The following is a 20,804-nucleotide window of genomic DNA, read 5'->3' as shown; positions in this document are numbered from 1 at the left end:
CGCGCACCCCGGCGCCGCGCACCCCGGCGCCGCGCACCCCGGCGCCGCGCACCCCGGCGCCGCGCACCCCGGCGCCGCGCACCCGCACCCGCACCCGCACCCGCACCCGCACCCGCACAACATCCCCGAAGTTGCTGTCTCAGACACGCCGCAGGCAGCAACTTCCCCGAAGTTGCTGCGATTTCGTTCAGATGCGGACGCCTGGGCCGCCGGAAGCGCGGCTTCAGACCACGTCGCCGGTCAAGATCGCGCTCGATCCAGGATGTAGTGGTGTCCCAGCGGTTCCAGGCCACTAAATCCGGGATCGAGCGCGATCTTGGGCGGGGCGAGGCCGGGGGCCGGAGGCCAGCAGCCGGGGGCGGGCGCTAGGCCAGCAGCCGGGCGCGAGCCCGGCTGCCGAGGCCGAGGGCCGAGGGCCGAGGGCCGAGGGCGAGGCCGAGGGGCCGCCGGCAGAGCGCGGCGGCGGGCTGGGGCTCAGCCTCGGGGTGCGTCGGCGATGACCGCGTTGGCGAATCTGTCGTGCAGGCCCCGACGGTGCTCGTCCATGATCAGCGCGGGGACGACGAGGGCCAGGAGCAGGCCGCGGATCAGTCCGCGGAGCACCCCGATCCGGCCACCGTCGTACCAGTTCACGCAGCGGATCTTCGTGATGTACATGCCCGGCGTCTGGGCGAACAGGCCGAGGAAGAAGCCGTACTCGAGCACCAGCACCAGCACCGGCGCCCAACTGTCGCGCAACGGATCGGCGAAGACGTTTGACACCAGCAGGCTGAGCACCCAGTCGATGACCAGCGCCCCGAAACGTTTGCCGAGGCTGGGTGGGGTGAAGCCGGGGTCGGTGGCCGGCGCGGCCGGGGCGTGCGGATTGGTCACAGCGGTCAAGGGTATCCGCGCGGGGATGGGGACTTGCCGGGTGTCGCCTGCACGGCGTGCTGATTCGGGCCAACGGCATCAAATGTCATTACACTGGCACAGTCGGACGGCGCTCGCGGCGGGCCGGGGGCGTGGACCGGAGCGCCACTGACGCTCTGCGCGGGACGTAACACGGCAGAAACAACGGAGACACGGCCGGGCAACCGCCTGGCCCTAGCGTCGCCAGAAGCCTAGCCACCCCGTGGACGTGCCAGGAGGATGTGTGTTCGCCAATCCCGAGGAACTGCTGCGATACCTCAAGAACGAGGACGTGAAGTTCGTCGACGTTCGTTTCTGTGACCTGCCCGGCGTGATGCAGCACTTCAACCTGCCGGTCGAGTCCGTCAACGACGATCTCTTCACCGACGGCCTCGCGTTCGACGGTTCGTCGATCCGCGGTTTCCAGGCGATCCACGAGTCGGACATGCTCCTGCTCCCGGACGTCGCCACCGCGTTCATCGACCCGTTCCGCGCGCAGAAGACGCTCGCGCTGAACTTCTTCATCCACGACCCGTTCACCCGCGAGGCCTACAGCCGCGACCCGCGCAACGTCGCGAAGAAGGCCGAGGCGTACCTGGCGGCGAGCGGCATCGCCGACACCGCCTACTTCGGCGCCGAGGCGGAGTTCTACATCTTCGACTCGATCCGCCACGAGACCTCGGCGCACCAGTCGTTCTACTACATCGACTCGATCGAGGGCGCCTGGAACACCGGCCGCGAAGAGCAGGGCGGCAACCTCGGTTACAAGACCGCGTACAAGGGCGGTTACTTCCCGGTGCCGCCGGTCGACCACTACGCCGACCTGCGTGACTCGATCGTGCGCCGGCTCGTCGACACCGGCTTCAACGTGGAGCGCTCGCACCACGAGGTGGGCACCGCCGGGCAGTCCGAGATCAACTACCGGTTCTCCACCCTGCTGCACGCAGGTGACCAGCTCCAGCTCTTCAAGTACATCGTGAAGAACGAGGCCTGGGCCAACGGCAAGACCGCGACCTTCATGCCCAAGCCGCTGTTCGGCGACAACGGTTCCGGCATGCACACCCACCAGAGCCTCTGGCTCAACGGTGAGCCGCTGTTCTACGACGAGACCGGCTACGCGGGTCTGTCCGACATGGCCCGCTGGTACATCGGCGGTCTGCTGCACCACGCGCCGTCGCTGCTGGCCTTCACCAACCCGACGGTCAACTCGTACCGCCGCCTGGTGCCGGGCTACGAGGCGCCGGTCAACCTGGTCTACTCGCAGCGCAACCGTTCCGCCTGCACCCGCATCCCGGTGACCGGCAGCAACGCCAAGGCCAAGCGCGTCGAGTTCCGCGTGCCGGACCCGTCGGCCAACGTCTACCTGGCCTTCTCGGCCATGATGATGGCCGGCCTGGACGGCATCAAGAGCAAGATCGAGCCGCCGACGCCGATCGACAAGGACCTCTACGACCTCCCGCCGGAGGAGTGGGGCGACGTCAAGCAGGTGCCGGGCTCGCTGCCGGCCGTGCTCGACTCGCTGGAGGCCGACCACGACTACCTGCTCGACGGTGGCGTCTTCACCCCGGACCTGATCTCCACCTGGGTTGACTGGAAGCGCGCCAACGAGGTCGACCCGGTGCGCCTGCGCCCGACCCCGCACGAGTTCGCCATGTACTACGACTGCTGAGCAGTCACCGATCACCGGCCGGGCCGGCTCCGCCTACGCGGGGCCGGCCCGGCCGTTTTCGGTCCCGATCTGCCGCCCCCCGCAATACCTTCGCGTCCGTTATATTACGGCCATGGACACACCCCTGCGGGAACCCACGTTCCTCATCCTCACCGCGCTCGCCGGCGAGCCGCTGCACGGCTACGGGCTGATCGGCGAGGTCAGCACCCTCTCCGACGGGCGGGTGACGCTTCGCCCGGGAACCCTCTACGGCGCGCTCGACCGGCTGGTCGACGCCGGCCTGGTCGAGGTCGACCGGGAGGAGGTGGTGGACAGCCGACTGCGCCGCTACTACCGGCTCTCCCCCGCCGGCACCAGCACCCTGACCGCCGAGACCGAGCGGCTACGGCGCAACGTCGAGGCCGCCACCGCCCGGCTGGCCCGACGCGCTCCTGCCACCCGGGCGACCACCCCCCGAGTGGCGGGAGGGCTGGCATGAGCGACCTGGAGCGCCGCTACCTGCGACTGCTGCGCGCGTACCCCGCCGACTACCGGCGTTCCCGCGGCGCCGAGATCGTCGGCACCTATCTGGACCTGGCCGCGCCGGGTCGCCGCTGGCCCTCGCCAGCGGACGCCGCGGACCTGCTCCGCGGCGGGCTCCGTCAGCGGCTGCGGGCCGCAGGTGTCGCCAGCCTGACCCCCGGGGTACGCCTCGCGGCACTGCTGTCCATGGTCACCGCGAGCGTCCTCGCCGGTGTCTGGGGTACGACAGAGCTGCATCCGGCGAATATCGAATGGGGTGTACCCCACGTCGGCCCGTTCGTCTCGATCGGTGTCATCGCCTGGGCGGGCTGGCTGCTGACCGCGATCGCCACCGCGGTCGCGTCGCGCCGGATCGCCCGGCTGGCCATCGCCCTCGCCCTCCTGCTCACGCTGGCGCTGCCGCCGTTGGCCGCAGTGCTCGACGCATTCCGGCCGCCGCTGTTCGTGCTGCTGCCGCAGGTCATACTCGGCCTGCTGGCGTTGGCCCTGCCCGACCGGCCCGCGACGGCGGTCCGCCTCGCGCCGCTGCTGTCCGCTGTGACGGCGGTAGCGGCGACGGAATACCTGGTGCGGCCGGGCGATGGTCTCACTTACTACGGCTTCACCGCGTTGAGCTTCCTGCCCGCCGTCGGTGGGTTACTGCTGGTCGTCGGTGCCCTGCTGGCCATGGCTCTGGCCATCGGCGGGGACACCCGCGGTGGCTGGGCGCTCGTCACGCTGCTCACCCCCGCCGGCTTCCTGGCGGTGCCCGCCCTGGGCGATGCCATCGACCCGATACGCGGCGACGTCAGCTTCGCGGCGCTGGCCACGAGCACGATCGCCGTCGCGCTGGCCGGTCCCGCCGTGTTACTCCTGACCATCCTCGCCCGCGCCCGCCTGACCCTGACCACGAAGCGCACCGACCGCCACTACCCCACCTCCGGCGCGCAGTCCTGACGCACACTCGCGCATTGATCATGAGGTTGGCGGGGCTTTCGGAGATCGACAGGACCGCTAACCTCATGATCAACGCGGTCGGGAGCGTCGGCGCAGCGTGCCGAGGAGGGCCAGGGACAGGAACAGCGCGGTCATCGCTACCGCTCCGGGGGCCTTGGTGAAGCGGGCCAGGTTGGTGCCGTCGGGCAGGGCGAGGAAGGTCGCCACCGCGGCCGGCAGCAGGAACCACGTGGTCCGGGTGGCGGTGAGCGCGAGGAGCACCAGCGGCCAGGTCGCGTACCAGGGGTGGAAGACCGGGGACAGGACCACCGTGGCGACCAGGGCCAGGCCGGCGCCGTGCAGCGTGATCCGGGGGCGGGCTGCGCTACCTGGACCCGCCCCACAGCGGGCCATGGCCGGGTCAGCCGAGGCCCGCAGGTCCCGCCAGGCCCGCCACCACAGGAGCACCAGCACGACCGCGAGCAGCAGCAGTGCCACCGCCCGGACGACAGGCACCGCCTGCGGGTCCCGCCCGGCCAGCGCGCCGGCGTAGTCCACCACCAGGCCGACGGCGGTGGGCGGCGAGGTCCACTGCTCCGAGTCACCGCTGTGGGTCAACCCACCCACCCACCCGAACCCGAGCCCGGACACCGCGGAGCTGACCAGCAACGCGGCGAGCGATCCGCCGGCCAGCCAGCCACCGTCGCGCGCCAACGCCCGTACCGTGGGGCGGCCCCGGACCGCGGCCAGCGCGGCGAACGGCAGCACCACCGCGGCGCTGGCTTTCACCGTCACCGCCAACCCGAGCAGCACCCCGGCCACCAGCAACGACGAGGGCCGACCCGGTCGGCGGACCGCGAGCAGAAGTCCGGACAGCAGCAGGCCCAGCATCACCGCGTCGTTGTGCGCCCCGGTCACCAGGTGCACCCCGACCAGCGGACCGGCCAGCGCCAGCCAGGCCGCCCGCCGGACCGGCACACCGGCCGCACGCGCCAGCCCCGGCAGGCAGAGCGCACCCAGCAGCAGCCCCGCCACGGCGATGACCCGCAGCGCCACGATCGTGCCGGTGAGCCCGCCGCCGAGGCCCACCGCGAGCGCCGCGAGCAGCACGAACACCGGCCCGTACGGTGCCGGGGTGTCCCGCCAGATCGGTGCCACCGCGTCCAGCCACGGGCAGCCCGCCGCCGCCACCGGAACCGCGTAGGGGTCGACGCCCTGCGCGTACGTCCAGCCCTGGCAGGCGTACGAGTAGACGTCGCGGCTGCCCAGCGGCGGTGCGACAAGCAGCGGCAGCGCCCACAGCCCGGCGGTGACGTACGCCCACCGGGTCGACGGCGCTCCCCCGCGCACCGACCACCACGCCCCGACCAGCAACACGGTGCCGGCCAGCCAGCAGGTGAGCGTCGCCGGGCCGTCCGGGGCTCGCCAGATCGACGCCGGTGTCGCGCCGAGCGGGGCGGTGGGCAGCGCCCCACCGAGGTACGCGGCAACGGCGAGCAGGACCGCGCCGACAAGCCCCACGTACCGGGCCAGACGAGCCGCCCGCGGACCGGAACGCGACGGACCGGACAGTGGCGGATCGGACGGCGGCGGACCCGAACGCGGCAGGCCGGAAGGCGGCGGACCGGGAGCGGTCACCGGCGCACCTTCCCTCAGTCGGCGGCGACCGGGTGACGGGCCGCCCGAGCCGACCGTACCAACCAGACGACCAGGGCGATCACCAACAGCGTCATCAGCGGCGCCCCGACCGTCTTGGTGAACCGGGGCAGGCCGGTGCCGTCGGGCAGCACCAGGAACGACGCGACGAGCGCGACGACGGTGAACCATCCGGTCCGGCGGGCGGTGGCCGCGAGCACCGCGAGGGGCCAGACCCAGTACCAGGGGTGGAACAGCGGCGCGAGGGCCACAGTGGCGGCCAACGCCAGCGCGGCGTACCACAGCGGCTCCCGGGTGCGGGCCCGCCACCAGAGCCAGACCAGCAGCAGCGCCAGCACCCCCACCCCGATCCCCCGGGTGACCGGCAGCGCGTCGATGTGCCCGCCGAACGGCACCGCCAGGTAGCCGACGGTCTGGCCGATCGCGGTGGACGGCGACGTCCAGGCGATCACGTCACTGCCGCTGGCCAGCCCGGCGACCCAGCCGAAGTCCAGCCCCGACGCGAGGGTCACCCCGGCCACGACGGCGACCGCGCCGCCGACCACCCACCCGCCGTGCCGGAGCAGGGCCCGGATCGAGTACCCGCCGACGATCGCGGCCAGCGCCGCGAACGGCACCACGACCAGCGCGGTCACCTTGATCGCGGCGGCCAGGCCGAGCAGGGCGCCGCCGGCGAGCAGCGGGCCGGGACGGCCCGGCCGGGAGACGATCACCGCCAGCCCGGCGACCAGCAGGCCGACCATCAGGGCGTCGTTGTGCGCGCCGGCGACCAGGTGTACGGCGACCAGCGGGCAGCCCAGCGCCAGCCAGATCGCCCGGCTGGCGGGGACGCCGACGCGTCGCGCCAGCACCGGCAGGCTGACCGCGATCAACGCCACCCCGGCCACCGCGATCAGCCGGAACACCACGATCGCGCCGGTCAGCGAGCCGGTGGCCTTCACCACCGCGCCGGCGAGCACCACGAACAGCGGCCCGTACGGCGCGGGCGTGTCCCGCCAGATGTACGAGATGGTGTCCAGCCAGGGGCAGGGCAGCGCGGAGACGCCCTGCTCGTACGGGTTGATCCCAGCGGTGTAGCTGGCGCCCTGGCAGGCGTACGCGTACACGTCGCGGCTGGCCAGCGGCGGTGCGATCAGCAGCGGCAGCAGCCAGAGCCCGACGGTGGTCAGCGCCCAGCGCGTCGACGGCACGGAGTCCCGCAGCGCCCACCAGGCGTAGGCGAGCAGCGCGGTGCCGACCAGCCAGGCGACGAGGACGAGCGGACCGTTCGGGCCCTGCCAGATGCTGACCGGGGTGGTACGCAGGGGGGAGCCGGGCAGGGCGCCGCCGAGGAACGCGGCGACGGCCAGCAACGCCGATCCCGCCAGTCCGGTCCAACGCGCGAGGTGGTGAGGCACGCCGGACATGCTGCCAGTACGGTGGTCGCGGTACGGAGGTGGGCATGCGGCACAGTCGGGTGGTGGCGGTGGCCACCGGTTCCGCAGTCGTGCTCGCCGCGCTCTGGCTGGCCCTGCCGCTGATGGGGTCGGACCTCGCCGCGCAGGTGGCTCGCGCGGACTTCTTCGCGGCCCACGGTCCCACCCCGGTCGACCTGCGCTGGTACGCCGGGGTGCAGCAGTTCGGCTACAGCCTGCTCTCCCAGCCGGTGATGGCGCTGCTCGGCGTACGGGTGACCGGCGCGCTCGCGCTTGTGGCGTCGGCTGCCGCGCTGGCCGCGCTGCTGGTCCGCACCGAGGTGCCCCGACCGCTGCTGGGCAGCCTGGTCGGGGTGGTCACGCTGGCCGGCAACCTGGTCTCCGGTCGGGTCACGTACGCCCTGGGTGTGGCGTTCGGGCTGGCCGCGCTGCTCGCGCTCACTCGCCGAGCCGGACGAGGGCGGGTGCGGCTCGTGCTCGCGGCGGTCGCCGCACTGCTGGCCTCGGCGACCAGTCCGGTGGCCGGCCTGTTCGTCGGCCTGGCGGGTGTGGCGCTGCTGCTGACCCGGCGGTACGCCGACGGTCTGGCGCTCGGTGTCGCGGCGGCGGTGCCGCTGGCCGCGACGGCGGTGCTCTTCGGCGACGGCGGCTGGATGAACATCAGCCGCACCGACGCGGTGCGCGCGGTGGTGACCAGCCTGGTGGTGGCGGCGCTGGTGGCGTACCGGCCGGTGCGCTTCGGTGCGCTGCTCTCCGCCGCCGGGGTGCTCGCCGCCGCCGTCGTGCACACGCCGGTGGGGTTGAACGCGACCCGCCTGGTGACGATGTTCGCGTTGCCGGTGCTGGCCGCCGCCGCCCGCCCGCCCGCCTGGCTCGCCGACCGCCTGGCCCGCCGGACGGCCGCGCGCGCCACCCCGGCGAACGCCACCCCGGCGAACGCCACCCCGGCCGCCACCCCGACCAGCGCCGTCACAGCGCACGCCGCGGCGGCGGGGCGGTCGCGGTGGGCTCGGCTGCGCGGCGGTGTGGGCCTGGCCGCGCTGCTGGTGGCGGTCTGCGCCTGGCAGCCGCCGGCGGTCCCCGCCGACCTGCGTGGCATCGGCGACCCGACGAGCGCGCCGGGTTACCACGCGCCGCTGCGCGCGTTCCTGGCCGGGCAGCGGCTCACCGGCCGGGTCGAGGTGCCGCCGACCCGCAACTACTGGGAGGCGGCCCGCCTCGGTGAGGTGCCGCTGGCCCGGGGTTGGCTGCGGCAGGCCGACATCGACCGCAACCCGCTGTTCTTCACCACCGTGCCCGGCGCGGCCGGCACCGGCGCACCGCTGACCCCGAGCACCTACCGGGCCTGGCTGGCGGAGAACGCCGTGCAGTACGTGGCGCTACCGGACGCCCCGCTGTCCTGGGTGGGGCGGGCCGAGGCGGCGCTGGTCGAGGGCGGGTTGCCCTACCTGACGCCGGTCTGGTCCGGTCCGCACTGGCGGGTCTGGGCAGTGGCCGACCCGACGCCGCTGGTCGCCGCACCCGCCGAGCTGATCCGCGCCGACGGCGCGGCGGTGACCTTCCGGGCGCCGACCGCCGGCCCGGTGGCGGTCCGGGTCCGGCACAGCCGATGGCTTGTCGCGTCCGGCGACGCCACGGTCACCGCCGACGGCGACTGGACCACCGTCACCGTGCCTCGCCCCGGCGAGTACACGCTCGGCAGCTGACCCCGCTACGCCTCCAGCACCCGTTGCGCGGCGGCGCGCGAACGGCGGCCGGTGCGCAGGTACTCGTCGAGGAACTCCCCCGGATCGTCGCGCCCGAGCAGCCGGGCCACCCCGGCCAACTCCACCCCGTGCCGGGGTAGCTGATCGCCGGCGCGACCCCGGACCAGCATCAACGCGTTGCGGACCTGCGCGGCCAGGGACCACCCGGAGGCCATCTCGGCGGCGTCCGCCGGGTCGATCAGGCCGGCCCGTTCGGCCGCCGCAAGGGCATCGAGGGTACGCGTGCCGCGCAGCGCCGGGACCCTGCCCGCGTGCCGGAGTTGGACGAGCTGCACCGCCCACTCCACGTCGGCGAGCCCGCCCCGACCCAGCTTGGTGTGGGTGGCCGGATCCGCGCCGCGCGGCAGCCGCTCGGTCTCCACCCGCGCCTTGATCCGGCGGATCTCGACGACCTGCTCACGGGTCAGCCCGTCGGCCGGGTACCGCACCGGGTCGATCATCGTCTCGAACTCGGCACCCAGGTCGGCGTCGCCGCAGACGAACCGGGCGCGCAGCAGCGCCTGCGCCTCCCACACCCGCGACCAGCGGGCGTAGTACGCCGCGTACGCGGCGAGACTGCGCACCAGCGGACCCTGCCGGCCCTCCGGGCGCAGGTCGGCGTCCACCCCGAGCGGCGGGTCGGGGGCGGGTACTCCGAGCAGCCGGCGCAGTTCCTCGGCTATCGCGTGCGCCGCGGCGCTGGCGTCGCTCTCGTTGGCCCCGGCGGGCGGGTCGTAGACGAACAGCACGTCGGCGTCGGAGAGGTAGTTCGACTCGTACCCGCCGAGCCGTCCCATCCCGATCACCGCGAACCGCAGCCCCGCCGCGGCCGGCTGGCTGGCCCGGGCGGCGCGCAGCGCGGCGGCCAACGTGGCATCGGTGACGTCGGCGAGCGCCGTGCCGACCTCGGTGATGTCGACGAGCCCGACGGCGGGCCGGTGCACGCCCTCCGGCCGGCTCGGGGTGGGCGCGAGCGCGCCGGCCCGGCAGAGCACGTCCGCGCAGGCCACCCGGACCAGTTCCCGACGTCGCAGCGCACGCACCGCACGGGTGGCCTCGACCGGGTCGGTGTGCCGGGCCGCCGCCGCGAGGAACCCCTCCCGGAGCACCTCGGGCGGGCGGGGCGCCAGCTCGTTCTCCTCGGCCAGCAGCCGCAGCGCCTCCGGGTCCCGGGCGAGCAGATCGGCGACGTACCGGGACAGGGCGAGGACCCGGGCCAGCCGTCGGGCCACCGGGCCGCCGTCGCGCAGCAGCCGCAGATACCAGGGGGTGCTGCCCAGCTTGTCGGAGACCTTGCGGTAGTTGAGCAGCCCCCGGTCCGGCTCCGGCGCGTCGGCGAACTCGCTGAGCAGCACCGGCAGCAGTGTCCGTTGGATGGCCGCCGTGCGACTCACCCCGCCGGTGAGCGCCTGCAGGTGACGCAGCGCCCCGGCCGGGTCGGCGAACCCGAGGATCTCCAGCCGGTGGCGGGCGGCCTCCGGGGTGAGTCGCAACCCGTCGGCCGGCACCCGGGCCACCGACTCCAGCAGGGGCCGGTAGAGCAGTTTGGCGTGCAGTCGGCGTACCTCGGTGGCGTGGGTGACCCACTCGGCCCGGAAGCTCTCCACGGCGCTGCGCCCCGTCGTGGCCGTGAAACCCAGGGCGGCGGCGAGCCACCGCAACGCGCCGGGCTCGCTCGGCACGGTGTGGGTACGCCGCAGGGCCTGGAGTTGCAGCCGGTGCTCGACGCTGCGCAGGAAGCGGTAGCCGCGCAGCAGCGCCTCGCCGTCGGCCCGGCCGACGTAGCCGCCGGCGACGAGCGCGCGCAACGCCGGGATGGTCCCGGGTTCGCGCAGCGTCTCGTCGACGCGGCCGTGCACGAGTTGCAGCAACTGGACGGCGAACTCGATGTCGCGCAGCCCGCCCGGACCACGCTTGATCTCGCGCTCCAGCTCCTTCGGCGGGATGTGGTCGATGATCCGGCGGCGCATGGCGCGGACGTCCTCGACCGCCTCGGGCCGTTCGGCCGCACGCCACACCAGCGGCGCGAGCTGGTCGATCCACTCCTGGGCCACCGGCACGTCACCGGCGGCCGGGCGGGCCTTGAGCAGCGCCTGGAACTCCCAGGTGCGCGCCCACCGGCGGTAGTAGGCCAGGTGGCTGGCCAGGGTCCGCACCAGCGGGCCCCGGTTGCCCTCCGGTCGCAGCGCGGCGTCCACCGGCCAGGCCACGAGCCCGCAGATGTGGATCAGCCGGGTCGCCACCAGGGTCGCCGCCGGCAGGTCGGCGTCCTCGGCCGCCACGAAGATGACGTCCACATCGGAGACGTAGTTCAGTTCGCCGCCGCCGCACTTGCCCATCGCCACGACCGCGAGCCGGGGCCGCTCGGTGCCCTCGGCCAACTCGGCGACGGCGATCTCGTACGCCGCGGCGAGCGTCGCGTCGGCCAGCGCCGACAGCGCGGCCATGGTCTGCTCCAGGCCACGCCCGGCGGTCAGGTCGGCCGCCGCGATCCGCAGCAGTGCCAACCGGTACGCGGTCCGCAACGCCGCCACCGCGTCGCCGCCGTCGGTCACCTCCAGCCGGCCCTCGGCGATCGGCGCGAGCCCGTCCGGGGCGGTCCGCAGCGCCAGGCAGTGTGCGGGGTTGGCCACCAGGTGATCGCCGAGCGCCGCCGACGCGCCGAGCACCGCGATCAGCCGCCGCCGTAGCCCCGGGTCGGTGTGCAGCTCCGCGAGCAGCGACGAATTGGCACTGCCGCCACTCGTGCGGCGTTCGGCCTCCACGATGCGGTGCAGCTGCCGCAGCGCCAGGTCCGGGTCGGCGGCCCGGGACAGCGCGGCGAGCAACTCCGCGGCCGACTCGTCCGCGGGCTCCTGCTCCGCCGGCCGCCACAGCCGCAGCCCGTCCGGGCCGAGCAGGTCCGCCGCGCGCGCGCCGCCGTCGCCGTCGGCGGTGCCGAAGCCGTACCGGGCGAGCCGGCCCGGTGCCCTGGTCGGCCGGCTCATCAGTGCCCGAGCAGCGGCAGGCCGCGCCGGATCGTGCTGTCGTCCAACTCGCCGAGGGCCAGCGCGGCGAACCGGGCGGCGAACGGCTGCCAGACCTCCTCGACGTCGGGCAGCACCGAGGCGCAGGCCGCGACCACCAGCTCCGGGTCGTAGCCCAGCTCGGCGAGCTGGGTCGAATCGGTGGCCCAGTCGGCGATCATCGCGGCGTCGCACTCGATGTGGAACTGCAACCCCCAGGCCCGGTCGCCGAGCCGGAACGCCTGGTACGGGTAGCGGGTGGACGCGGCCAGCAGGGTGGCGCCCCGGGGCAGCTCGGTGATCTCGTCGGCGTGCCACTGGAGCACGTCCGGGATCAACGGCACGTACCGGAACAACAGGTCGTTCTCGGCGGCGTCGCGCCGACCGACCACGCCGGGGCCGATCTCCGGCCCGGATGGGCTCCGCTCGACCAGCCCGGCGTGCGCGGTGGCGAGCAGCTGTGCGCCCAGGCAGACCGCCAGGGTGGGCACCCGGTAGCGGACCGCCTTGCGCAGCAGGCCCTCCACGGCGGGGAACCACGGTGCGCCGGGCGAGCCGTCCGGCAGCGGGTACGCCTGTTGGTCGCCGCCGAGCACCACAAGCGCCGCGTACCCCTCCAGGTCGGCGGGGAGTTCGTCGCCGGCGTGCGGGCGAACCACCCGCAGCTCCAGCCCAGCCTCGGTCAGCCACTCACCCAGCCGGCGCGCGTCGTCCGTCGGGTCGTTCTCGATCACCAGCGCGGTTGCCACCCGTCGAGGCTAGCCGGTGCACCGCGTGCCGCCACGCCCCGCCACCGGGATGTGCGCGCCGGGCGCCGGTCCCGGATCCGGCGTTAGGCTCTGCAATTGTGATCAACGAGGACACCGCCGCCGTCCGACCGCCCGTGCTGCGACCTGGTGACACGGTGCTGCTGGTGTCACCGTCCGGGCCGACCTCGCCGGAGCGGGTGGCCCGGGGGATGGAGCTCCTGATCAGCTGGGGGCTGCGGCCGGTGCCGGCACCGAACGCGTACGCCCGCCACGGCTACCTCGCCGGCACCGACGACCTGCGCACCGCCGACCTGAACGCGGCGTTCGCCGACCCGCAGGTGCGCGGGGTGATCTGCACCCGGGGCGGGTACGGCGCCCAGCGGATCGTGGACGCCATCGACATGGCCGCCGTGCGCCGCGACCCGAAGGTGGTGGCCGGGTTCTCGGACATCACCGCGTTGCAGTTCGCGCTGTGGCGAGGTGCCCGGCTGGCCGGGGTGCACGGCCCGGGGGCGGCCTGGCGGGACGAGCGGACCCCGCTGTCCTCCGCCGAATCCCTGCACGCGGCGCTGATGACGACCGAGCCGGTGTCGATCACCGCGCTGCCCACCGAGGAGACCTTCGACGTACGCGTCCCGGGTCACGCCACCGGCACCCTGCTCGGCGGCAACCTGTGCCTGATCGCCGCGTCGATCGGCACCCCGGACCTGCCCGACCTGACCGGCGCGGTGCTGTTGATCGAGGACGTACAGGAACCCCCGTACAAGGTCGACCGGATGCTCACCCAGCTGCGGCGGGCGGGCGCGCTGGACGGGTTGGCCGGCGTGGCGGTCGGGCAGTTCACCGACTGCGGCGACGGTTGGGACACCACGATCGTCGACGTCCTCAATGAACGCCTGGGCGACCTGGGCGTACCGGTGCTCGGCGGCCTACCGATCGGCCACGGCCCCAACCAACTGACAGTCCCGTTCGGCACCGAAGCAACCCTCGACGTCAACACCAACACCCTGACGGCAGCCCCCGCGGTCCAGTAACCCCGCCCCCACCCCACCCCACCCCACCCCACCCCGGTGATCAAGAGGTTTGCGTCAGTTCCGGGCGGAGTTCTGACGCAGAGCTCTTGATCAGCTAGGCGAGAGGCAGGTGGGCTAGCGCGCCGGTTTCCAGCGCTGCCCAGATGCCGTTGGGGGTGACTGTGATGCCGTGTGGTTCGGACCCGGGGGTGGGCAGTTCGTAGCCGTCGATTCGTCCGGTGGGATCTCGGTGACCGATCCGGTTGGCGCCCCACTCGGTGAACCAGACGCCGCCGGCCGGATCGGCCACGATCGCGTGCGGACGGGCTGCCCGGTCCGGCAGCGGCAATTCGCTGATCCGGCCGTCCGGGGTGATCCGGCCGAGCTGACCGGCGGCGATCTCCACGAACCAGATGGCACCGTCGCCACCGAGTGTGATGCCGACCGGGCCGGCGTCCGGGGTGGGCAACGGATGCAGTGTCACCCCGCCATCGAGGTCGATCCGGCCGATCGCGTTCGCCTGATGCAGAGTGAACCAGAGAGCGTCGTCCCCGCCGGCAGTGATCATCGAGGCGAACCCCCCGGTCACCGGCAGCGGGAACGTGGTGACCGCGCCATCGCTGTCCAGCCGGCCGATCGTGTCGGAGGTCATCCCGGTGTACCAGAGCGCGCCATCGGGGCCGGCGGCGATACCACCCGGCCCGGTGCCGGTCGGCAGGGCGATCGTGCGCTGCGCGCCGTCGAGGCTGATCCGACCGATCTTGTCGTCTCCCGAGCGGGTGAACCAGAGAGCGTCGTCCGGCCCGGCCGCGATGATCAACGGACGGCCGCCCGGCGGATCCAGCGGGTAGGTCCGTACCGCGCCGTCGGCCCCCAGGCGGGCGATCCCGCCGCCGTGGACCAGCGTCAGCCACAGCGCGCCGTCGGGGCCGGCCGTGATGCCGTACGGGCCGGCGCCTGGCTCGACGAGCGGTATCTCCCGAATTTCCACGCTCATCACCAGCTGCGTCCTTCCGTCGGTGAATCGCCAACCCTGACGGCTCCGCCGACGAGGACGCAACCGAATTGGCCGCCCGCCCGCCCGATTGTCAGGTCGCTGACAGGTTCGCCACGGGTCGCGCCCAGGCTGGCTGTTCACTGTCGGTGATGACACGAGCGTCACCGACCTCCTGGAGGACAGCATGTCCCGCACCATCCGTCGGCAGCATCTCCTGGCCGGCCTCGCCACCGCTGGCGTCCTCGGCGTGGGGATCGCGGCCCCGACCATCGCCTTCGCCGCGGACACCCCGACGCCGGCACCGAGCGCCAGCGCCGCCCCGGCTCCCGGAGCGAAGGTCGACGCCGCTCCCGGCGCAAAGGCCGACCGGCAGAACGAGTTCGCCGAGGCACTCGCGAAGGAGTTGGGCGTGCCCACCGACAAGGTGACCGCCGCGCTGGAGAAGGTCCGCGAGCAGCGCCGGCAGGCCGATCGGCCGCAGCGCCCGTCGGCCGAGGAGCGGCAGGCCGCGCTCAAGCAACGGCTGGACCAGGCGGTCAAGGACGGCAAGCTCACCCAGGAGCAGGCCGACGCCATCACCAAGGCCGTCGAGGCCGGCGTCTTCCCCGGCCCGGGTGGCCACGGCGGCCACGGCTGGCGCGGCGGCCCCGGCGGTCACGGCCCGGGCGGCCCCGGCGCCCCCGCCGCTACGCCCGGCGCGTAGCGCTTCGGGGCAGGCCCGGGCCACACCGGGCCTGCCCCAGGCCTGATCCACTCGACGTCCGTGATTTCGCGGTGTCCACGACAGCCCGACTCCCCCGAATCACGAAAACCGAGTCGATCACCGGCCCCCGGGACGCCAGTGCGGCCCGCACGCGGCGTCAGGCCCGCGCGGGCGTCAGGCCCGCGCGGTCGTCAGGCCCGCGCGGTCGTCAGGCCCGCGCGGTCGTCAGGCCCGCGCGGGCGTCAGGCCGGCGGGGGCGTGAACACTCCCAGGTGGTTGCCGGCCGGGTCGAGCAGGTGGGCCAACGTGAGCCCGCTCGGGGCCGTCCGCACCGGCACCAGCACCCGGCCGCCGGCCGCCTCGGCCCGTCGGCAGGTCTCCGCCACGTCGGCGACCTCGGCGTAGAACACCGCGTAGTTCGGCGACGTCCCGTCGGTCGCCCGGATGGCCCCGCCGATTCCGGTGTCCCCGCCGGCCCCGGTCACCCGGTAGGACCCGCCGTCGGTCGAGCCCTGCTCCTCGAAGGTCCAGCCGAACAGCTCTCCGTAGAAACGTTCCGCCTCCTCCGGCCGGTCGGTGCCGATCTCGAACCAGGTGATGGGCGTCGTTGACATCTGCTGCCTCCAGGTTGTGCGTACCGGTCGTTCGGCCGCCGTCCGGAGCAGTCTCGGGGTCGTCCGCGACACCGTCCTGTCGGTGTTTCCAGATCACCCGACAGGGTTTCCTCCGACCGGGCCGTCGGCGCCGCCCGCCGATGCGCCTCAGACCAGGCTCAACGCGCGGACCCGTTCGTGCGGGATGTCCAGATCCGTCGGGCGGAACTCCCGGACCACCACGTCGGGCAGCGCCTGGACGCTCCGGATCCGGTCGGTACGGAAGCAGCGCAACTCGTCGCGCAGCCGGCACCAGGCGAGCAGGTACCAGTGTCGGGGGTTGCCGAGGTAGCCCAGCGGTTCGACGTCGCGCACCGAGTCCGCGCCGGCGCGGTCGGCGTACCGGATGCGCAGCACCCGCCGCGCGGTGACCGCGTCGGCGACGATGGCCGGGACGGGCGTGGCCGGTCCGTCGCCGACGAGGTGCACCCGGCCGGCGAGGCGGTGCGCTTCGGCGGCGTCGGCGGCCGGCAGCACCGCCACCAGTTTGCGCAGCGCGGTGGCACCCGGCCCGGCGAACGGCGTGCCGTCGAGCCGGTGCAGCGCGACGGCCATCGCCACCGCCTCCGCCGCCGTCAGGTTGACCGGCGGCAGAGTGCGGCTGCGGTCCAGGACGTAGCCGCCGGTGCGCCCCGGCTCGGCCCAGATCGGCACACCGGCCTCCTGGAGAGCGCCGATGTCCCGCTCGATGGTCCGGCTGCTGACCTCGAAGCGGACCGCCAGCCAGCGCGCGCTGCGCGGCCGGGGCGACATCGCCCGCAGCTCCTCGACCAGGGCGTAGAGCCGGTCCGTACGGTTCATGCCCCGCACGCTACGACCGGGGTACGACGCCCGGACCCGCACGCGACCGGCCCGGCGACCGGACCGGGACCGACCGCCGTCAGGCGATGCAGGCGCAGACGATCAGCGCGGCGCCGAAGTGGGTGGCGGCGCTGACCCGGGCCGCCGGGTGCGGCTCCGGCGAGCAGATGACCTCGCCGAGCTTGCCCGGGGTGAGCAGGTCCAGCACCACGAAGGCCAGCGCCATGATCGCCAACCCGAGCAGCCCGAACACCACAGTGGAGGCGAGCCCCCTGCCGAAGTCGCTGTAGCTGGTCAGGATCGCGGTGAAGACGATCCCGGCGATGCCGAGCTGGTTGGCGGCCAGCAGCAGCCCCGCGTTGGCGTTGCGCTCGACCCAGATCAGGTCCCGCAACCGCCCGGGGGTGAGCAGGTCGACCAGGCCGAACCCGGCCGCCATCAGCCCCACACCGACGATCCCGAACACGACGCTCTGCCAGGCACCGCTGAGCAGATCCTCCAGCACCGACTTGCCTCCCGACTCTCCGCCCGGAGGGGTACCGGCGCGGTGATCGAGACGATAGCGGCAGTACGCAACCGCGTCAGCCCCCGGCGATCAGAGCGCCAGGTAGCGCTGCCGCTCGTACGGGGTGACCTCGCGGCGGTACTGCTCCCACTCGGCCCGCTTGTTGCGCAGGAAGAAGTCGAAGACGTGCTCGCCGAGCACCTCGGCGACCAGCTCGGACCCGGCCATCACGTCGATGGCCTCGGCGAGGTTCTCCGGCAGCGCCTCGTATCCCATGGCACGCCGTTCGGCGCTGGTCAGCGACCAGACGTCGTCCTCGGCGCCCGGCGGCAGCTCGTACCCCTCCTCGATGCCCTTCAGGCCGGCGCCGAGCAGCACCGCGAAGGCCAGGTAGGGGTTGGCGGCCGAGTCCAACGAGCGGACCTCGACCCGGGCCGAGTTGGGCTTGCCGTACGCGGGAACCCGGACCAGCGCGGACCGGTTGAGGTGACCCCAGCAGACGTACGCCGGGCTCTCGGTGATCCGGTCCGGCAGGGCCTGCGGGAAGAGCCGCTTGTACGAGTTGACCCACTGGTTGGTGACCGCCGTGTATTCCCGGGCGTGCACCAGGAGGCCGGCGATGAACGACTTCGCCACCTTGGACAGCTTCATCGGGTCGCCGCTGTCGTGGAACGCGTTGCGCTCCCCCTCGAACAGCGACAGGTGGGTGTGCATCCCACTGCCCGGCTGGTCGGTGAACGGCTTCGGCATGAAGCTGGCCTGCACACCCGTGGAGAGCGCCACCTCCTTGACCACGTGCCGGAAGGTCATGATGTTGTCGGCGGTGGTGAGCGCGTCGGCGTAGCGCAGGTCGATCTCCTGCTGGCCGGGCGCGACCTCGTGGTGGCTGAACTCCACCGAGATGCCGATCCGTTCCAGCGCCAGCACGCCCTGGCGGCGGAAGTCGCGCGCCACGGCGTGGGTGGTGTGCTCGAAGTAGCCGCCGGTGTCCACCGGGGTCGGCACCGAGCCGTCCTGGGGGCCGTTCTCCAGCAGGAAGAACTCGATCTCGGGGTGGGTGTAGAAGGTGAAGCCCTTCTCGGCGGCCTTGGACAGCGCGCGGCGCAGCACGTGCCGGGGGTCGGCCCAGGACGGACCGCCGTCGGGCAGCAGGATGTCGCAGAACATCCGGGCGCTCTCGCCGCTGACCCCGCCCTCGAACGGGAACACCTGGAAGGTCGTCGGGTCGGGCATGGCCACCATGTCCGATTCGAAGACCCGGGCGAAACCCTCGATGGCCGAGCCGTCGAAGCCGATGCCCTCCTCGAAGGCCGCCTCCAGCTCGGCCGGCGCCACCGAAACGCTCTTGAGCGTGCCCAGCACGTCCGTGAACCACAGCCGGACGAACCGGATGTCCCGCTCTTCCAGCGTACGGAGGACGAACTCCTGCTGACGGTCCACTTCCCCAACCCCTCGCGACGCTCTTTTTGTCCGCCTTGGTCGGGCTGCGCCCGACCTGATCGCCCAGTCTCCCCGGGCCTGGTTACGCAGACGTTACGCGAACTGCCGCCGGTCGTCCCCTCGTGTCCCGCCCGGCGAGCGCGAGCCCCGGCCGGGCCGCCCCGCGTCCGCCGCCGTGCCGGCCGGGCTCCTGCCGTCGCGGCCTCGCGGACGCCCGTCGCGGCAGGTGGCGGCAATCTCGTCCGAGGGTACGGATTGTCGCGCGGAGGCTGGGGCAAGATGAGGGCATGCCCACCCTGCGTCTCGCCCTGTCCCAGGTCAACCCGAGCGTCGGCGACATCGCCGGCAACGCGGACCTGGTCCGCAGCTGGACTCGCCAGGCCGCCGATGCCGGTGCCCAGTTGGTGCTCTTCCCGGAGCTGATGTTGACCGGTTACCCGGTCGAGGACCTGGTCTTCCGGCGCTCCTTCGTCGCCGCGTCCCAGGCCGCCGTCGAGCGGCTCGCCGCCGACCTCGCCGCCGACGGCCTCGGGGAGTTGCCGGTCGTGGTCGGCTACCTGGACGCCGACGGGCCGCCGCAGGTCAGCGGGGACGCCGAGCCGGGCCGGGGCGCCCGCAACGCCGCCGCGCTGCTGCACCGGGGAGTCGTTGCCGCCCGCTACTTCAAGCACCACCTGCCCAACTACGGGGTGTTCGACGAGGACCGCTACTTCGTCTCCGGCGACACGCTGACCGTGGTGCGGATCGGCGGCGTGGACGTCGCGTTGACCATCTGTGAGGACCTGTGGCAGGCCGGCGGGCCGTTCGCCGCCGCCCGGCAGGCCGGCGTCGGGCTGGTGGTCAACATCAACGGCTCGCCGTACGAACTGAACAAGGACGACATCCGACTGCCGCTGGTCCGCCGCCGGGCCGCCGAGGCGGGCGCCGCCATCGCGTACGTCAACATGATCGGCGGGCAGGACGAGCTGGTCTTCGAGGGCGACTCGATGATCGTGAGCGCCGACGGTGACCTGCTCACCCGTGCCCCGCAGTTCGTCGAGCACCTGCTCGTGCACGACGTCGACCTGCCGGCCGCCACCTCCTCGCCGACCACGGAGACCATCGCCGACGGGATGCGGGTCGCGCACCACACGCTGGACGGCATTCCGCCCACGCCGTCCGGCCCGGCCGCCACCGGCGGGCTGATCGAGCCGGTGGCCGACGAGGCCGAGGTGTGGCAGGCGCTCGTGCTCGGCCTGCGCGACTACGTGAACAAGAACCGGTTCCCGTCGGTGGTGCTCGGACTCTCCGGCGGCATCGACTCGGCGGTGGTGGCCGCGCTGGCCGTCGACGCCCTCGGGCCGGACCGGGTGGTCGGTGTGTCGCTGCCCAGTCAGCACTCCTCCGAGCACTCCCGGGAGGACGCCGCCGACCTGGCCAAGCGCACCGGCCTGGACTACCGCGTCGAGCCGATCCAGCCGATGGTGGACGGTTTCCTGGCCAACCTGTCGTTGTCCGGGGTGGCCGTGGAGAACCTCCAGGCCCGGGTCCGTGGCGTGATCCTGATGGCCCTGTCGAACCAGGAGGGCCACCTGGTGCTGACCACCGGCAACAAGAGTGAGCTGGCGGTCGGCTACTCCACCCTCTACGGCGACTCGGTGGGCGGCTTCAACCCGGTCAAGGACGTCTGGAAGACGCTGATCTGGCGGCTCGCTAAGTGGCGCAACCGGGACGCGGATCGGCGCGGTGCGACCGCCCCGATTCCGGAGAACTCGATCGGCAAGCCACCGAGCGCCGAGCTGAGCCCGGGCCAACTGGACAGCGACAGTCTGCCCGACTACGACGTCCTGGACCCCATCCTGATCGGGTACGTCGACGGTGACCTGGGCCGCGACGGGCTGGTCGAGTCGGGCCACGACCCGGCGGTGGTCGACAAGGTGCTGCGGCTGGTGGATACCGCCGAGTACAAGCGACGCCAGTCGGCACCGGGCACGAAGATCTCCATGAAGGCGTTCGGCCGGGACCGCCGTCTGCCGATCACCAACCGGTGGCGCGAGCACGGCTGAGTCGTACTCCTCTGGGTGCCCGGGTCGGTGCGGCCGGCCCGGCGTCGCCTCGCGCGGGCCGCGCGGCGCGGACCTCGCGC

At 73.4% G+C, this 20,804-nt stretch carries 17 protein-coding genes; 7 read left to right on the top strand and 10 right to left on the bottom strand.

Features of this window, described 5'->3' with window-relative positions:
• Positions 1-474: 474 nt before the first annotated feature.
• Positions 475-873 carry an RDD family protein gene (locus tag AB0O48_RS25580; RefSeq protein ID WP_357245033.1) on the bottom strand — a complete coding sequence of 133 codons (399 nt, stop codon included), beginning with the start codon at positions 871-873 and terminating at the stop codon, positions 475-477.
• A 262-nt stretch (positions 874-1,135) separates the two neighbouring features.
• Here AB0O48_RS25580 and glnA (AB0O48_RS25575) point away from each other — a divergent pair, with 262 nt between their 5' ends.
• The 3 genes from glnA (AB0O48_RS25575) (at position 1,136) to AB0O48_RS25565 (ending at position 4,018) form a co-directional block, all read left to right on the top strand.
• Positions 1,136-2,560, top strand: a complete 1,425-nt coding sequence (glnA, locus tag AB0O48_RS25575) for a type I glutamate--ammonia ligase (protein ID WP_357245031.1) — start codon at positions 1,136-1,138, stop codon at positions 2,558-2,560.
• A gap of 112 nt (positions 2,561-2,672) precedes the next feature.
• Positions 2,673-3,038, top strand: coding sequence for a helix-turn-helix transcriptional regulator (locus AB0O48_RS25570; RefSeq protein WP_357245029.1), 366 nt, complete (start codon positions 2,673-2,675; stop codon positions 3,036-3,038).
• A complete protein-coding gene (locus tag AB0O48_RS25565; RefSeq protein WP_365068762.1) occupies positions 3,035-4,018 on the top strand; it encodes a hypothetical protein in 984 nt (327 codons plus the stop codon). The genes AB0O48_RS25570 and AB0O48_RS25565 overlap by 4 nt, the downstream gene beginning before the upstream one ends.
• Positions 4,019-4,087: 69 nt before the next feature.
• Here the strand turns inward: AB0O48_RS25565 and mptB (AB0O48_RS25560) are convergent, their stop codons facing one another.
• Both mptB (AB0O48_RS25560) and mptB (AB0O48_RS25555) read right to left on the bottom strand, forming a co-directional pair.
• Entirely contained in the window at positions 4,088-5,569 is a 1,482-nt protein-coding gene (gene mptB / locus AB0O48_RS25560) for a polyprenol phosphomannose-dependent alpha 1,6 mannosyltransferase MptB (RefSeq protein WP_365068776.1), read from the bottom strand.
• A gap of 80 nt (positions 5,570-5,649) precedes the next feature.
• The gene (gene mptB / locus AB0O48_RS25555) at positions 5,650-7,050 is read right to left on the bottom strand and encodes a polyprenol phosphomannose-dependent alpha 1,6 mannosyltransferase MptB (protein ID WP_365068760.1); all 1,401 of its coding nucleotides are present in this window, start codon (positions 7,048-7,050) and stop codon (positions 5,650-5,652) included.
• 44 nt (positions 7,051-7,094) lie between these two features.
• Here mptB (AB0O48_RS25555) and AB0O48_RS25550 point away from each other — a divergent pair, with 44 nt between their 5' ends.
• On the top strand, positions 7,095-8,774 hold the full coding sequence (locus AB0O48_RS25550) for a hypothetical protein (RefSeq protein ID WP_365068758.1): 1,680 nt from the start codon (positions 7,095-7,097) through the stop codon (positions 8,772-8,774).
• Positions 8,775-8,779: 5 nt separating this feature from the next.
• Here AB0O48_RS25550 and AB0O48_RS25545 read toward each other — a convergent pair whose 3' ends face one another.
• Together AB0O48_RS25545 and AB0O48_RS25540 are read right to left on the bottom strand one after the other, a co-directional pair.
• On the bottom strand, positions 8,780-11,800 hold the full coding sequence (locus AB0O48_RS25545; RefSeq protein WP_365068756.1) for a bifunctional [glutamine synthetase] adenylyltransferase/[glutamine synthetase]-adenylyl-L-tyrosine phosphorylase: 3,021 nt from the start codon (positions 11,798-11,800) through the stop codon (positions 8,780-8,782).
• The gene (locus tag AB0O48_RS25540; protein ID WP_357245019.1) at positions 11,800-12,567 is read right to left on the bottom strand and encodes a type 1 glutamine amidotransferase; all 768 of its coding nucleotides are present in this window, start codon (positions 12,565-12,567) and stop codon (positions 11,800-11,802) included. The genes AB0O48_RS25545 and AB0O48_RS25540 overlap by 1 nt, the downstream gene beginning before the upstream one ends.
• Positions 12,568-12,665: 98 nt before the next feature.
• Between AB0O48_RS25540 and AB0O48_RS25535 the strand changes: the two genes are divergently transcribed.
• Complete coding sequence (locus AB0O48_RS25535; protein WP_357245017.1) at positions 12,666-13,601, top strand: LD-carboxypeptidase; 936 nt, start codon at positions 12,666-12,668, stop codon at positions 13,599-13,601.
• Between the two features lie 94 nt (positions 13,602-13,695).
• Here the strand turns inward: AB0O48_RS25535 and AB0O48_RS25530 are convergent, their stop codons facing one another.
• Positions 13,696-14,577, bottom strand: coding sequence for a virginiamycin B lyase (locus tag AB0O48_RS25530; RefSeq protein WP_357245015.1), 882 nt, complete (start codon positions 14,575-14,577; stop codon positions 13,696-13,698).
• 184 nt (positions 14,578-14,761) lie between these two features.
• Between AB0O48_RS25530 and AB0O48_RS25525 the strand changes: the two genes are divergently transcribed.
• On the top strand, positions 14,762-15,280 hold the full coding sequence (locus AB0O48_RS25525) for a hypothetical protein (RefSeq protein WP_357245013.1): 519 nt from the start codon (positions 14,762-14,764) through the stop codon (positions 15,278-15,280).
• A gap of 242 nt (positions 15,281-15,522) precedes the next feature.
• On the opposite strand, the gene AB0O48_RS25520 is transcribed toward AB0O48_RS25525, so the two are convergent.
• The 4 genes from AB0O48_RS25520 to glnA (AB0O48_RS25505) form a co-directional block, all read right to left on the bottom strand.
• Complete coding sequence (locus AB0O48_RS25520; RefSeq protein WP_357245011.1) at positions 15,523-15,894, bottom strand: VOC family protein; 372 nt, start codon at positions 15,892-15,894, stop codon at positions 15,523-15,525.
• A gap of 147 nt (positions 15,895-16,041) precedes the next feature.
• Positions 16,042-16,734 (bottom strand): WYL domain-containing protein, encoded by a 693-nt coding sequence (locus AB0O48_RS25515; RefSeq protein ID WP_357245009.1) that lies wholly within the window; start codon positions 16,732-16,734, stop codon positions 16,042-16,044.
• Between the two features lie 79 nt (positions 16,735-16,813).
• Complete coding sequence (locus AB0O48_RS25510; RefSeq protein WP_357245007.1) at positions 16,814-17,239, bottom strand: DUF350 domain-containing protein; 426 nt, start codon at positions 17,237-17,239, stop codon at positions 16,814-16,816.
• 90 nt (positions 17,240-17,329) lie between these two features.
• Positions 17,330-18,679, bottom strand: a complete 1,350-nt coding sequence (gene glnA, locus AB0O48_RS25505; RefSeq protein WP_354974466.1) for a type I glutamate--ammonia ligase — start codon at positions 18,677-18,679, stop codon at positions 17,330-17,332.
• Positions 18,680-18,966: 287 nt separating this feature from the next.
• Between glnA (AB0O48_RS25505) and AB0O48_RS25500 the strand changes: the two genes are divergently transcribed.
• On the top strand, positions 18,967-20,724 hold the full coding sequence (locus tag AB0O48_RS25500) for an NAD+ synthase (protein ID WP_357571422.1): 1,758 nt from the start codon (positions 18,967-18,969) through the stop codon (positions 20,722-20,724).
• Positions 20,725-20,804: the final 80 nt, after the last annotated feature.

Source organism: Micromonospora sp. NPDC085948 (genome assembly GCF_040686315.1).
In the GTDB taxonomy this organism is placed as follows: domain Bacteria; phylum Actinomycetota; class Actinomycetes; order Mycobacteriales; family Micromonosporaceae; genus Micromonospora.
Note: the sequence above shows the minus strand (reverse complement) of the source record. Positions and strands in the feature narration are given on the sequence as shown.

Excerpts from the sequence above, each read along its gene's own strand:
- AB0O48_RS25570 (WP_357245029.1), top strand. The coding sequence starts at position 2,673 with ATGGACACACCCCTGCGGGAACCCACGTTCCTCATCCTCACCGCGCTC.
- AB0O48_RS25550 (WP_365068758.1), top strand. The coding sequence starts at position 7,095 with ATGCGGCACAGTCGGGTGGTGGCGGTGGCCACCGGTTCCGCAGTCGTG.
- AB0O48_RS25525 (WP_357245013.1), top strand. The coding sequence starts at position 14,762 with ATGTCCCGCACCATCCGTCGGCAGCATCTCCTGGCCGGCCTCGCCACC.
- AB0O48_RS25500 (WP_357571422.1), top strand. The coding sequence starts at position 18,967 with ATGCCCACCCTGCGTCTCGCCCTGTCCCAGGTCAACCCGAGCGTCGGC.
- AB0O48_RS25530 (WP_357245015.1), bottom strand. The coding sequence starts at position 14,577 with ATGAGCGTGGAAATTCGGGAGATACCGCTCGTCGAGCCAGGCGCCGGC.
- AB0O48_RS25565 (WP_365068762.1), top strand. The coding sequence starts at position 3,035 with ATGAGCGACCTGGAGCGCCGCTACCTGCGACTGCTGCGCGCGTACCCC.
- AB0O48_RS25520 (WP_357245011.1), bottom strand. The coding sequence starts at position 15,894 with ATGTCAACGACGCCCATCACCTGGTTCGAGATCGGCACCGACCGGCCG.
- AB0O48_RS25515 (WP_357245009.1), bottom strand. The coding sequence starts at position 16,734 with ATGAACCGTACGGACCGGCTCTACGCCCTGGTCGAGGAGCTGCGGGCG.
- AB0O48_RS25545 (WP_365068756.1), bottom strand. The coding sequence starts at position 11,800 with ATGAGCCGGCCGACCAGGGCACCGGGCCGGCTCGCCCGGTACGGCTTC.